The sequence below is a fragment of the Actinomadura opuntiae genome (genome assembly GCF_030283205.1).
Lineage (GTDB): Bacteria > Actinomycetota > Actinomycetes > Streptosporangiales > Streptosporangiaceae > Spirillospora.
In genome coordinates this window covers 462,088-474,547 of record NZ_JASNWF010000001.1, presented here as the reverse complement: position 1 = coordinate 474,547, position 12,460 = coordinate 462,088, and the positions used below count along the sequence as shown (strand labels likewise).

The window sequence follows — 12,460 nt, the reverse complement described above, 5'->3', positions numbered from 1 at the left end:
CAGTTCTTGCCCGCCGCAGACGTCGCCGTCTTGGACGTGGCCGTAGTTGGGGTGGTGGCGCTGTGCCCGAGCTGCGGGCCGGCCGGGAGAGCGTCGTTTACCGTGGGCGAAGGTTCACGCAGCTCGCAGGGGCAGGACAAGGAGGTTCGGTTGTGGTCAGGACCGCGCTGGCGTTCGCCGACGACGATGACGCCGGACTGGCGTTGCGGCTCAAGGAACGGCTTTTGCTGTTGGAGCTGGACAAGTGGTATCCGTGCACGATCTTGGACGGTCTGCTGCCACCGGGCTGGGCGTCGGATCCTTGTTGCGGATCGGAGCGGGCGTTGGTCGAGCGGGTGAACGCGGATTTGGTCGCCGAGCACGGCATCGTCTTGGCCGTGCACTGCGATGACGATGGCGCTGGACCGCGGTTGATGCTCTGCAGGCCCCCCGCGGAACAGGCTCCTGCGTGGGAGCTTCCCGGTTTGGATGACCTTGGCCGACACGACAGCGGCCCCGCCGACACCGAAGCGGCCGACGCCTTGCGCAACCTTGCTCAGCCACACCGTGAGCAGATCCGCCAGATCGCTGAGCAGGCCCTCGACCGCCTCAATCACGGCCGCACGCCCAGCCTTGCGCCGGTCGCCGACCCGCCCGATGCGGGTCTGACACCGTTGCGGAACGCCGACGGTGTCCGCCTGGATCAGGTTGCCGCGTGGCGGCGGATGATCGCTGCCGCCCAGGCGTATCGCAGTGCTGCGGACGAGCTGCGCGCCGCCGCCGGGCAAGGACGTGGCGCCGGTATCGACGACGACGTGCTCCGTGCGTGGCTGACGGCCGCGATCGGTCAAGACGCCCTGCGCACCGCCCTCGCCGACGATCAGCGGGAGGGGCACACCGACGGCGCACGGCCTGGTCATGATCCGGAAGGCGAGCAGGAGCGGCTCGATGACCGGATCGCCGCCCTCAAAGCCCGGCTCAGCGAGCTGAACCCGGTGGAGGAGGGGGAGGCATACAACCGCCTGTTCGGTGATCTCGTGGCGCTTGAGCAACGACGGCGAGGACACCAATAGAGATCGACCAGAGATCAACCCAGCCGCCAAGGCCCCGGAGCCACCTGCCCGAAGCTGTCCTGAGCCCCAAAGGCGGAGGCGTTCGCGCAGGTCACGCCACGTACACGGCGCCCGGCGGACGAACGGCTTTCGGTCCGGGCGCGACGGGATAACTCCGGCACGGCGCGCCCTGCAGGGTCGGATAACGGCGCGGCGCCGACCCCGTCCAGGTGCAGTACCTGCTCGGGCACGCCTCGCTGGCGACATCTGGGACGCCGCCAGAGCGGGCCGGTCAAAGCGAGGTCGCCGAGCTCGTCGGGGCCGTCACAGCCGCATCCGAGACATCGCCGACCGAATCGGCATCACCGAACGCGCCGTCCAGCGTATCCTGACCGACCTGGAAACCGGCGCCTACCTCACCCGAACGCGCACCGGCCGCCGCACCCACTACACCCTCCACCCCACCCAGCCGCTGGACGACCTGCCGGGCCCCGTCAGCGGCCTGCTGGACCTGCTCACCAATCCCGCGCCCCAGAGCAACCCGCCCTAGCCAGCACCGCCCCCAGCGACCCCGTCAGATCACTTCAGCCCGGCGGGGCCGGCTTCGGCGTCCGGAGGAAGCGAGTCGGCCACCGGCACCCAGGTGTCCACGCCGGTCCTGGTCAGCAGCTCGGCCAGCCGGGGACGCGGGCACAGCACCATGATCTGCCCGTCGACGGCCTTGGTGCGCTTCCACAGCCGGACCACCGCGTTGATTCCCGACGAGTCGCAGAAGGTGACCCCGGACATCTCCAGCGCGATGCACGGTGAGGTCGTCAACGCGATCAGTCGGCCGACCTGGTCGAGCAGCCCCGGGGCGGTGGCCAGGTCCAACTCCCCGGTCACCTCGACCACCAGCCACGACCCGATCCGCTGCACACCCGCGCCCAGCTTGGACACAGACGACTCCGACTCTGACGCCGCCGACGATGCCGCCGACGCCCCATCCGGCGTCACGGTCATCCCGCCACCCTCCGCTGGAAGACAGACTCCTGGGGCTCCCCAGCCAGTCCCTACCCGCGGCATGCGGTCCATCGCACACGGCGACGGCCCGGGGTCGAGGGGTTCCCACTCAGGCTCCCACTTCACCGGGCCGCTGGATAGCGGCCAGCGCACCGAGACCCACGATCCGGCTGGTCATCCTCGATCTGCTCGCGGTCTGTGCTGGCCGAGACCGCACGATCGGATTCGGTGTGCTGTAGCAAGAAGGCGGGTACGCTGTAGATAGTCACAGCGTCTCCGATGGAGGTTCCCCTCATGCCGCTGTACACCTATCGGCCGGTCGCGAACGGACTGCGCACCGACCACCCCATCCCCGACCTCCCGTTCGTCGACGACGCGCACATCCCGCTCGACGACCCGGCCGCGATCGAGGCGATCGGCCGCCATGAAGGCGGGGACATGTGGGGCCGCCAGGACGAGTGCGACCCGGGCGGCTGGCTGGCCTTCACCACCGACCCGCACAACCACGACCTGGCCTGGGTGGTGCGCCGGCACACCGAGCACGGCCGCACGGTGGTGCTCTACCGCGACACCGACGCCTCCGGCGTGCACATGATCCACGTGCACGAGGAACCCGCCGCGCTGCTGTTCCGCGCGGGCGGCTACTGGTGGGACGGCGCCACCTGGCACCGGCCGTCCCAGATCTTCGACGGCGCCGCCGAGGAGTACTACCGGCGCCCCGTCCCCGCGGCCGTCACCGTCACCGCCGCCGACCTGCTGCAGCAAGGCGGAGACGCCGACAAGGCCCGGGTGCTGGAGATCGGCGACCTGGACGCCGAGACACCGCCGCCGGCGCAAGGACGGTGGATCGACCAGCTCGCCCGCTGGGCGGCCGAGCGCAGTCCGCAGGAGCAGGCGGCCGCCGTGGTCACCCTCGCCGCCCCCGAGCTCAACGGCGACCAACTGGTCGGCATCACCGAGATGGCCGAGATCGCCGGGATCGCCGCCTCGACCCTGCGCGCCTACATCGCCCGGGAGGAGAACGACGTCCCGCTGCCGCAAGCGACGCTGAACGGCCGCAGCGCCTGGGCGCGGCCGGTCGCCGAGGAATGGGCCGAACAGCGACGCCGCTCCCGCGAGGGCCTGACCGGAGCGGTCGCCGCCGACTACGACGACGTCGCGCTCGCACCCGGCACGGCCGAGCTGTGGAAGCGGTTCACCGAGACGTTCTTCTCCGAACTGTGGGAGCGTCCCGTCGTCCGCAAGCGGTGGGCGCTGCGGTGGCGGACCGCGGCCGCCGTCCGCGAGCTGGCCAAGACCCTCGGCTGGGACGTCGCCGGCGACCTGCGCGCGATCGTCCCGATGTCCGACCTGGCCACCACCGTCCGGCAGGCGATGCTCCGCGAGTTCGCCATCGGCAAGCACCTGCACCACGCCACCAGCGCTCCCGGCGATGAGAACTACCAGTACTTCGGTATCGCCCTGCCCGTCGCCAGGATGCTCGACTGGCTGGTCCGCCACGACCCCGCCGCCGCCGGGCACACCATCGAGGGGATCATCGGCGAGGCCGACCGGGAACTCGGCATCCCCCGCCGCGTCGCCGAACGCACCATCACCATGGCCCTCACCGACGGCTCCCTGGACCCCGAAGCCCGCCGCGAGTTCCTCGACCGCGTCCTGGCCCCCGAAGCCAACCGCGACTGACGATGAACCGCTGAAGGCGGCCTCGGGCCCGGCAGGCCCGGGAAGCGGGCGCGGCCTACCGGGCCCGAGGCCGCCTCTTCGCCGTTTGGTCACCTCGGCTGGTCATTCTCGATCCGCGCGAGGGCAGCCTCGATCTGGGCCTGCCACTGTGCGGTCGGCGTCCGGCCTCGCCCCTCCTCTAGGTCGAAGCTGTGACGGCCGGGATGGTGGGCGGGAAGTTCGCAGAGTTCTTCTTCGGCGGGGCGCTCGGCGTCGCACTGGCCCAGGGTGGCGGTCAGTTCACGAAGGCCGGCGGCGGATGTCCAGCGGATCCAGATCTCGCCATCGGGCTGGAAGCCCTGCCCCAGTGCCAGATGCGGTCCAGGGTGCCCGGCCTCCAGTTCGCACAAGACCTCTGCCTCGACTTCGTGCGCAGCCTCCGGAAGCGCCTCCAGATGGGCGATCTCATCGGCGGTGAGGGTCATCTGCGCGGAGCACCGTGGATAGGCCATGCCACCACGGTAGGCACCGGACCGGGCGGGCGCTGCGGTTCCGCCTTGCCGGAGACCGGCCGCTGCTGGCCGAGGCAGGCGCGTCGGAAAACGATGGTCGTTTCTCAACACGACCGCCGGGGTTTCTGAAGAGCTCTCGGTAGCCGGGCCGCCGCGACGAACACGCACGGCCGGGCGGTGGCTTAAGACAGTCGCGGAGCCACTACATCCTCCGGGAGGCCAAACGGCCGATGTCCTAGCGCCCTGTCGAAGGCCAGCGTCCCACCTTCAAACCGAGCCTGCTGGAAGTCGACGTCGCCGCGCGCGAACCGCGCGTGATTGAAGTCGACCATGCCGCCCTTGAACCGCGCTTGTGTGAAGTCGACGTTGCTGCCCATGAACTGCGCGTACGTGAAGTTGATGGTGCCGCCTTGGAAGCAGGCGCCCTCGAACGCGATCCTGCCGCCCATGTACTCGGTGTGCGCAAAGTCGACAATCCCGGCCTCGAACCGCGCATGCGTGAAGTCGACTCTTCCGCTTTCCAACCGAGCGTCCCTGAAGTCGACTGCGCCGCCTTCGAAGCAGGCGGCCCGGAAGCTGACCACACCGCCCTCGAACCAAGCGTGCGTGAAGTCGACCGTGCCGCTCTCGAACCGGGTGTTCCTGAAGTCGGCCGTACCGCTCTTGAACCGCGCGCCCATGAAATCGGTGCACGCTGTGGTGAAGACGGCGCCGGTGAAGCTGACGACGCCGGTGAAGGTGGCACCGCTGAAGTCACCTCCGTCGAAACAGACCCCGGTGAAGTCCAAGTGGTGGCCCCGCCAGGAGATGGCGGCACCGTCGCGCAGGTGATCGCCGATGATGCGGATCACGGTGTGGCGGACTTCGCGGGTCGCCTGGAACGTCTTACGCATACGGGCATGCTCAACGCGGTCTTGGCCCTCGGCTGGCTGATCACCCGGGTCGGGGTCGTGAGGAAGACGCAGGTAGGCGCATAGGACCTCGATGCAGGTCTGTCGTGCGTCTTCCCAGTCGTCGGCAAGGCCGGCCATGGCGTACACCCCGGCCAGCCGGATGGCGGGCTCGAGGTGACCGAGTTGTTCGGCGGCGGCGCTGAAGCGTTCGTTGAACACCCGCGTCCGGTCGTCGTGAGTGCGCTGCCGGTCCAGCAGAGCGCGCTCTTGCTCCAGCAGGGCGTGTTGGTGGTCCAGCAGGGCGCGTTGGTGGTCGCGGTTGTCGGCGACCTCGGCCAGCCGCTGACGCCGATAGGCCATCACCAGGGCGAACAGCGCGCCGACACCAGCAACAGTGCCGAGGACGAGTTTGAGCACGTCCAGCAACTGAGCGAGTGGGAGGGCTCTGACCTGCTGTAGGTGCGGAAACCCCAGCACCGCCAGCACGGCCGTCAACGCCACCACCAGACCGGCCATCGCTGTAACGCTCGCGACCGTCAACGCCCGCCGGATCGGCCACAACCCCGCCGCCTCTTCGCGTTCCTGCCGCGGGTCGTTGTCCCCATCGGGACGGTCCGGGTCTACCACGCCACCCGGCGCTATTTCTCCCATGCCGCTCAGACGCCCCATGCTCGCCCACGGATTCACCCGCCTCAACGCCCGGGTCCACCCACGCGATCGTTAGTTGAACGCTACGGCCAGAACGCGGGGCACCGCCCGGACCGGGCGCGCGCACCTCCGAACCACCCAAAGCCGACGAGCGGCGCGGGTTCTGGGACGGGTACGGGCCACTGGACCGCACCTGCCCGGGCGCGGTGCTGCGCTCGCAGGATCTATGAAGCCCGGCATGTCGGGGCGCTGCGTCTGGAACGGTTCCGGCTCGGCCACCCCGACGCGGTGACCCGCTCCTATCAGGAGATGGTCGCGGTGGTGTCCGCGCTGACCTGACCCGCCCCGCCCTGCCCTGCCCGCTGCGGTGTCGGCGACGCCGACGGTGACGGCGGCGTGGATGCCGCGCGCCAGCGCGTCCGCGCGCTCGTCGACGCGCTGCGGATCGTCTCCGGTGACGACGAAGGACCCCAGGCGGCGGGCCCGCCCGTTGACAGAAGGATCTGGCCTGGAGCGGCTGCGATGGTCGGACCGGGATCGCTCTGCCTGGCGTGTCGGGTGGACTCCGCCACCGCTGGCCCACGATTCTCGGTGCGGCCCCAGGACGACGGCTCCGTACGACAGCGAACCATGGCGCCTTCATGAGTCGTCCAAGGCGCCGTTCGGAGGTCCGCCCGGTCAAGTGGACTCCTCGGAGATCGGAGACCCTGAACTCATGGCGCCTGGAAACTCGCGTTCGCTGGCTCCGCGGGAGTTGGTGACCGGCGACTGGCCCGATGGTGCAGCGGCCGGGGACCACCCGGCCGCGGTCGCTCAGGAGGTCGCACGGCGGCTGGTCTTCTGGATGACCGAGAACGGATGCAGCCTGAAGCGGCTCGGTAAGGAGTCCGGTGTCAACCGGCAGACGATCGCCAACTTACTGAAAGGCGACAAGTGGCCCGATCTTCGGACGCTGGCGCTTCTCGAACACAGCACCGGGGTCCCGCTCTGGCCGACACTGCCGGCGGACCGGCCCGTCACCGGGCGTGCCGCTGACGAGGTGGACCTGCTCCTGGCGGAAGAACAGCATCTCCTGCGGCATCTTTGGACGGTGCGGCATCGGCTGCTCGTGCTCGTCCACCGACGGTGGGCCGGCCCCGAACCGCCGCCAGTCGAGGACTTTCTGAACAGCGTCTTCAAAACCAGAGTGTCAACGGCCAGAGAGCCCCGCTGATATCAAACGGGCCGGTGGCGTGGCCGCGCTCAGCCGTTGACGACCTGTTCTCCTTCGCCGGACGGCGCATCGAAACCGGCGATGAAGTCGTCCAGCGCCGACTCGGTGCCGACTCGGTGCCGCCCGCCGCGCTGATGAGGGGCCTCTACTACAAGAACGCCGCAGGGGCTGGAGCCGCTGTCCGTGGTCTCGCCGAAGACAGTCGGCAGTCAAAGGGGGCGTCGGTACGAAGGCCGCAGGCCGGCGTACGGCGGTGCGCGATGCCATAGCATCCGATAGCATGATCGGTCATGGGTGAGGCATCGCGGACCGAGGCAATCTCAGCGACCGTTCCCGCCGACGTTCTGGCGGCCGCGCGTGACCTGGTCGCGGCGGGCAAGGCGCCGTCGCTGTCGGCTCTGATCTCCGAGACGCTGGCGGCGCGAGTCGCGCGTGAGCGCGATGCCGAGCATGCTCGCGCCTATCTGGCCGAGCACCTGCTGGGCGGCCAGGAGCTCACCGACGCCGAGCTCGCCGAAGGTCAGGAGATGCTCGCCGGGGTCAAGGCGCGGGCCGCGGCTCGCCGGGCGGCGTCGGCCGCGTGAACGATGGCATCGTTTTCGATCACCATGCCGTCCTGGCATTGGGGCGGGGCCACCGGGCGCTGTCGGGATTGGTACACGCCGCGCACACCGACCCCTACTTCGTGGTGTCGGTGCCGGCGGTGTGCCTGGCGACAGCGGTGAGGCAGCGCCCCGAGATGTCGGTTCATCTGGCCCAGCTCGCCGCCGTCGAGGTCCCGGCACTGGACCGGGTCGCCGCCGACGAGACCGGCCGGATGGCCGCCCGGCTCTGGCCCGCCGAGGGGTGGCCCGTTCTGCACGCGGTGACGGTGGCGCTGCTGACCGGCTGGGAGATCGCCACCGCACAGCCAGAGGACTACCGGGGCTTCGGAGTCCCCCTGCTTCCGATAACCCGACCCGACCGGTGATCCACGCCCCGCACGCGCCCTTCGCGTTCGCCCGGGGGTGCGCGCCGCCAAAGGGCCGAAGCACTGTCTGGTTTCGATCCGGGCGACACGGCACCAATCTGTGCGGGTACTCGAAGGCTCTGGAAGCGGGACCGAGGTCGGCGAAGGCCACCGATGCTCGTTTTCAGGCAACCGGAGGCCTCGGGCGAGTCCCCCTTGGCACCGCCGCGGGGCGCCCATCCCGGCGTGACGGCGGCCATGGAATGCCAACCGGCCACGAGAGTTCCAACTATCTGGCCGTCAGCGGGGACAAGCTACTGACTGGGCCGTTGACACCGGCGTACACGATCAGGATGAGGGGGTGTCCGCCGCCTCTGCGGGAGATCACCCGAAAGAAATAAACGGAACAGCACGCCCGCCGCTACTTCAAACCATCGGCCGCCACCACGGCCGAGGTATCCGCCGCACTCGGCCCCGCCTCCTGAGCCCCTGCACTTCACAGCAGTCAGCTACGCTGACTACTCACAGCTACCTTTCATCTGGTCGCGTGGACCCGAGGGGAGGGCCCAGAGTCTGCGAGCTCCCCGAGGAGACCCCGGTCCAGGTCATCAGGTTAGCGGTCTGACAGAGGGGTGTAGCCGTACGCCGACAGGTGGTTCTGTACGACGGTGACTTGGTGCTTGGCGGCGGGGATCGCCTCGACGGCGCAGCAGATCACTCAGTCCAATTCATGAAACGCTTGATCGATGGCGATCGGCACCAGCACCATCAGCGCCGTCAACGACTCAGACACAGGCATTCGCGTCAGGCGCAAAGATGGCCGGGAGGAGTTGATCCCGACCGTTGTGCTGGGACCGGAAAGGTGTCCGGTCCGGCGTGCTTCGCGCACCCGTTCGGCGGCTTCATGGATGTCGCCGATCAAGTCGCCACCTGCAGACCTAGTGACCAGGCCGATGTCTTCTCCGTCATCGGCGGTGATCGGGTAGATCTGCGTCTGCGCGCTGAACCGTCCGATGACCTGCCCCTCGACGGTCAACGCCCCACGGTTGCGGCCGAACCGGCGGCTCTCGGCCGTAATGGACCCGATCCGCCGGTCACCGTGTTCGACCGTCAGTTCCACGGTCCTGCCGTCGGCGCGGAGGCCGACTGTACAAAGGGTGCCGGCCTTGTCGCTGAGCTCGTATCGCGAACTGCCGGCGGCCCGCCGGAGCGTGCCGATTTTCTCGCCGCTCTTGTTCTCGTACCCATAAATAGCGATGTTGCGCGTGACGACGAGGACGTCCTCTGTCCACAGCGGACTTTCGGTTCCGGCCACGGCCAGGAGTCTAACGTCGGCGCCGGCGAACGCCACCGCGTAGCTCGTCATGGCCTCGGGGGAGACGCCAGTCGCCGCGAGCGCCCCGGCGAAGGCCTGCTCCGCGGCGGCGGGTGTGCGCCCGGCCAGGATCAGGTGCGGGACGAGGTCGGCGCCCCGCCGACGCCGCGGAGCAGGACTGACCAGCGGGCCTGTGGGCGGCTACTCGTCCTCGGGATCATCGTTGGTGATGCCGTTATCGTCGAGGAGACGGCGAACCAGATCAGCGCCTCCGGGTGGCGCCAGGCTCCGCCGCCCGAAGGCCAAGGCCGGCGCGTAGGAGCAGTCGTACCCCGCGAGCTGGAAGAGTTCGGCCGTCTCGGTCTCGCTGGTCTCGGTGAACAGCCGCACGAGTTGGGCGGCGTCGTTGTCGGGCGGCGCCGGCTCGGCCAGCGCGGTGAACGTCCGTGGTCACGCGCTAGTTGCACAGTAGGCGTTGGTGGCCGTACCGGTGTAGCCGACCAGCCAGATATCACGGTCGCGTTTGGGGCGACGCGGCTTGACCGGTCGTGCGCCGCCCCTGGAGGCGTGGACGATGTCGGCTTCTGGACGCGCGAGGTAGGCCAGGATCCCGAGATAGGCGTCGATTCCCTTGGCCAGCCGCGCGACACTGGCGTCGAGGGAGCCACCGTGCACATTTGCCCCGGTGCGGCCGATGGACGCCTGCACGGTGGCACGGTAGTCGGCGAGCGCTTCGGTGACCGAGCCGCGGTCGAGATAGACCGGGATCGGCAGCGGCGTCTCCCCGAGGTCGAGGAGGAGGCGTAGCTCGGGGCGACCGGTGTTGGTGTCGTACTCAAGGTGCGCCCACAGGCCACTGCCGGGGTACTCGGGGTGGCTGCCGGCGATGAAGACGCACCACTCGGGAAGCGTGGTGAGGTCGTCGAGCGTGATGGTGTCGGGGACCTGGGTGAGGAACCTGGACATCAGGGCGGGCTCGAAGATCCAGACCGAGCGCGCGAACCGCCAGTTGTACAAGGCGCTCACTTGGGCGATGGTGTGCGATTTCGCACCGGCCGGGTTCCGGCCGGTGACGACATCGGCGGCGCCCATGGGCAGCAGGCACCAGTCGGGCCACTGCATCGGCGGGTTGGTGCGCATGTGGTCCATCAGCTCCCACGCCCGGGGGAAGGCGCGCTCGACCTCCCCGGTGAGGGCGTCGGCGTGGGCGAACGCTTCGCGGGCGATGCGTTCGTGCTCAGGCGTCAGTGCCATCGAAGATTCCTTGAAAGAAGATCCCTGGACATAGGTCAGTGCGGGCGCCCTGGCCGGGACGCGCCGCGTGAGCGGCGCGGACGGCTGCGGCGGCGTCCACCCCATGGACGCCGCCGCCGGCCCGCGGGCTCGTGCCGTTAGGGTCGCACGCCGAGTCGCCGCAGCGTTGGCCGACGGAAATGATCGCGATCTTCAGGTGCGCGGTGACTTCCTCGGCGGGTGGCGTTACATCCACGGGGAGCGGCGAGGGTCCCTTCGTAGGGGGCATGGGGCGCATCCTAATCACGCGCGAACCGGTGTGTCTTGGCGCCGAAGGGGAGCCGGGAGGGAGCGAGCAGTGGGCGCTGGCAGTGGGCGCTGGCAGTGGGCGCTGGCGATTGTGTCGCCGCGCTGGTGGCGTATTTGGCGGGCACGGCCCGGCGATCGGCATCGATCCCGGCATCGTAGACGGATGGAGGGAGCCGCCACCCTCCTGCACGGCGACATCAACCGCAGCAACCTCCTCATCACCGGCGCCGGAGAAGCCGGCGGGGTGGTGCTGGTCGACTGGGGGCAGCCCGTGCGGGGCGCGGCGTGGATCGACGTCGCTGACCTCATCCCGCACCTGATCCTGGCCGGGCACACTCCGGCGGCGGCCGAGGACGCCGTCACCGGCGCGCTCGCCGCGGCGCTGCAGGAGGCGGGCGCGGGGCCGGAGATGGTGACCGGGTACGCCGCGGCTTCGCCGGCTACTGGGCGCGGACGTCGCGGCTGCCGGACCCGCCCGGCGTGCCGCACCTGCGAGCCCACCAGGCGCGGGCCGCGCGCGCAGCCATCGCGTGGGTCGCGCACCGGACGGGCTGGGCGTAACCGGGCGGACGCGGGGAGCGCGACGCGGGGCATCGCGTGGTCGGCGACGTTATCCATGCTGGGCAGCGGGCGGACGGCAACTCGTGCGCTGTTGCGGGATTGCCGGTTAGGAGTAGCTGACCGGGGCGTCGCCGTGCGTGCGGACCACGGCTGCCAGCCGCGCGGCGGCGATGCGGAGGGTCTCCCAGCTCATCGTGGTGTCGTGGCCCCTGCGCTCGGCATCCTCCAGCGCGCCCCGCGCTATGAGGAACTCCTGCAGGGGGAACGCCAGCTCGGGGGAGTCGAACGTCGCGGCTGCGTTCTCCAGCATCGCGGCCGCGGCGACCATGTGGGCGCCGGGGCCGAGGTGTTCGAGCCGGTCGGCGATCTCGGTGGCGGTGAGCCCCGCGTACGGAAGGTTCGCGCGCGTGCCCGGGACCGCCCCGGTACGCCCTGACCGGCCGGCGACCTCGGCGAGCAGCGCGGGGTTGTCGGATCCGGCGGCGGTGCTGGAAGCGATGCCCTGCACCAGGACGGCAGCGGAGGCGGACTGCCCCAGCGCGATCCCCATCTGCCAGAGCGCCGCGGTGACCGCCGCCGCCCGGGTGAAGGTCTCTGTGCGGTCGGCGTGGTCGTTCTCATCGCCGCCGTGCACCTCAACTGCCATCGGTCTTCTCCTTGGACTCGTGTCGCTGTCCGGCGAGCCACCGCGCGTGCTCGGTGGGCCCGAGGTGGTCGTAGATCGCCTTGCCGATGCCGTAGCCGGCCGACCGATGCTGATGGCCGCAGCCCTTGGTGCACTCCCACAGGCGCGCGTCGCCGTAGTGATCGTCGGGATCCCTGCTCCACCGGGCGTGGCCGGGCCACCCGGGAGGGCGGTGGTATCCCTGCGCGCACGCCGACACGCGCCGCGCCTGCATCTGGTCTTGGTCGCGGGCCATCCACGGATCCAGGCACGCTCTCGAGCAGAACTCGAAGCTGTGGTCGGGCCCGATGCTCTTCACCGTGTACCTCACGCGGTGAAGAGGGTCCAGCGGCCGGTCGCACACCAAGCACTTGTAGGTCACGCTCTCCTCCGTATCTCCCGCCGGAGAAGAACTATCCATATGGATAGTTCTTCTCCGGCGGGACTCGTCTAGTTGAGGGGGTCGTT

At 69.8% G+C, this 12,460-nt stretch carries 13 protein-coding genes; 5 read left to right on the top strand and 8 right to left on the bottom strand.

What is annotated here, in order from left to right; genetic code table 11:
• Window positions 1-152: 152 nt before the first annotated feature.
• Window positions 153-1,052, top strand: a complete 900-nt coding sequence (locus QP089_RS02540) for a hypothetical protein (RefSeq protein WP_285909527.1) — start codon at window positions 153-155, stop codon at window positions 1,050-1,052.
• 558 nt (window positions 1,053-1,610) lie between these two features.
• Here the strand turns inward: QP089_RS02540 and QP089_RS02535 are convergent.
• A complete protein-coding gene (locus QP089_RS02535) occupies window positions 1,611-1,970 on the bottom strand; it encodes an STAS domain-containing protein (RefSeq protein ID WP_285909526.1) in 360 nt (119 codons plus the stop codon).
• Window positions 1,971-2,312: 342 nt separating this feature from the next.
• Between QP089_RS02535 and QP089_RS02530 the strand changes: the two genes are divergently transcribed.
• Window positions 2,313-3,716, top strand: coding sequence for a hypothetical protein (locus QP089_RS02530; protein WP_285909525.1), 1,404 nt, complete (start codon window positions 2,313-2,315; stop codon window positions 3,714-3,716).
• Between the two features lie 89 nt (window positions 3,717-3,805).
• Here the strand turns inward: QP089_RS02530 and QP089_RS02525 are convergent, their stop codons facing one another.
• Window positions 3,806-4,207, bottom strand: a complete 402-nt coding sequence (locus tag QP089_RS02525; protein ID WP_285909524.1) for a hypothetical protein — start codon at window positions 4,205-4,207, stop codon at window positions 3,806-3,808.
• Between the two features lie 182 nt (window positions 4,208-4,389).
• Window positions 4,390-5,769, bottom strand: coding sequence for a pentapeptide repeat-containing protein (locus QP089_RS02520; protein ID WP_285909523.1), 1,380 nt, complete (start codon window positions 5,767-5,769; stop codon window positions 4,390-4,392).
• Window positions 5,770-6,505: 736 nt separating this feature from the next.
• Between QP089_RS02520 and QP089_RS02515 the strand changes: the two genes are divergently transcribed.
• From QP089_RS02515 to QP089_RS02505, 3 genes are all read left to right on the top strand, one after another.
• Complete coding sequence (locus QP089_RS02515; RefSeq protein ID WP_285909521.1) at window positions 6,506-6,961, top strand: helix-turn-helix domain-containing protein; 456 nt, start codon at window positions 6,506-6,508, stop codon at window positions 6,959-6,961.
• A 290-nt stretch (window positions 6,962-7,251) separates the two neighbouring features.
• Complete coding sequence (locus QP089_RS02510; protein ID WP_285909520.1) at window positions 7,252-7,545, top strand: hypothetical protein; 294 nt, start codon at window positions 7,252-7,254, stop codon at window positions 7,543-7,545.
• On the top strand, window positions 7,542-7,931 hold the full coding sequence (locus QP089_RS02505; protein ID WP_285909519.1) for a PIN domain-containing protein: 390 nt from the start codon (window positions 7,542-7,544) through the stop codon (window positions 7,929-7,931). The genes QP089_RS02510 and QP089_RS02505 overlap by 4 nt, the downstream gene beginning before the upstream one ends.
• Before the next feature lie 697 nt (window positions 7,932-8,628).
• Here the strand turns inward: QP089_RS02505 and QP089_RS02500 are convergent.
• The 5 genes from QP089_RS02500 to QP089_RS02475 form a co-directional block, all read right to left on the bottom strand.
• The gene (locus QP089_RS02500) at window positions 8,629-9,276 is read right to left on the bottom strand and encodes a hypothetical protein (protein WP_285909518.1); all 648 of its coding nucleotides are present in this window, start codon (window positions 9,274-9,276) and stop codon (window positions 8,629-8,631) included.
• 150 nt (window positions 9,277-9,426) lie between these two features.
• On the bottom strand, window positions 9,427-9,615 hold the full coding sequence (locus QP089_RS02495; protein ID WP_285909516.1) for a hypothetical protein: 189 nt from the start codon (window positions 9,613-9,615) through the stop codon (window positions 9,427-9,429).
• A gap of 60 nt (window positions 9,616-9,675) precedes the next feature.
• Window positions 9,676-10,479, bottom strand: a complete 804-nt coding sequence (locus QP089_RS02490) for an AcrVA2 family anti-CRISPR protein (protein ID WP_285909515.1) — start codon at window positions 10,477-10,479, stop codon at window positions 9,676-9,678.
• Between the two features lie 955 nt (window positions 10,480-11,434).
• A complete protein-coding gene (locus QP089_RS02480) occupies window positions 11,435-11,974 on the bottom strand; it encodes a hypothetical protein (protein ID WP_285909721.1) in 540 nt (179 codons plus the stop codon).
• Window positions 11,964-12,323 carry a hypothetical protein gene (locus QP089_RS02475; RefSeq protein WP_285909514.1) on the bottom strand — a complete coding sequence of 120 codons (360 nt, stop codon included), beginning with the start codon at window positions 12,321-12,323 and terminating at the stop codon, window positions 11,964-11,966. Before QP089_RS02475 ends, QP089_RS02480 begins: the two co-directional genes overlap by 11 nt.
• Between the last annotated feature and the right edge of the window lie 137 nt (window positions 12,324-12,460).

Bases quoted from the DNA above. Each gene is read 5' to 3' on its own strand.
- QP089_RS02530 (WP_285909525.1), top strand. From the start codon at position 2,313: ATGGAGGTTCCCCTCATGCCGCTGTACACCTATCGGCCGGTCGCGAAC.
- QP089_RS02525 (WP_285909524.1), bottom strand. From the start codon at position 4,207: ATGGCCTATCCACGGTGCTCCGCGCAGATGACCCTCACCGCCGATGAG.
- QP089_RS02520 (WP_285909523.1), bottom strand. From the start codon at position 5,769: ATGGGGCGTCTGAGCGGCATGGGAGAAATAGCGCCGGGTGGCGTGGTA.
- QP089_RS02510 (WP_285909520.1), top strand. From the start codon at position 7,252: ATGGGTGAGGCATCGCGGACCGAGGCAATCTCAGCGACCGTTCCCGCC.
- QP089_RS02500 (WP_285909518.1), bottom strand. From the start codon at position 9,276: ATGACGAGCTACGCGGTGGCGTTCGCCGGCGCCGACGTTAGACTCCTG.
- QP089_RS02490 (WP_285909515.1), bottom strand. From the start codon at position 10,479: ATGGCACTGACGCCTGAGCACGAACGCATCGCCCGCGAAGCGTTCGCC.
- QP089_RS02480 (WP_285909721.1), bottom strand. From the start codon at position 11,974: ATGGCAGTTGAGGTGCACGGCGGCGATGAGAACGACCACGCCGACCGC.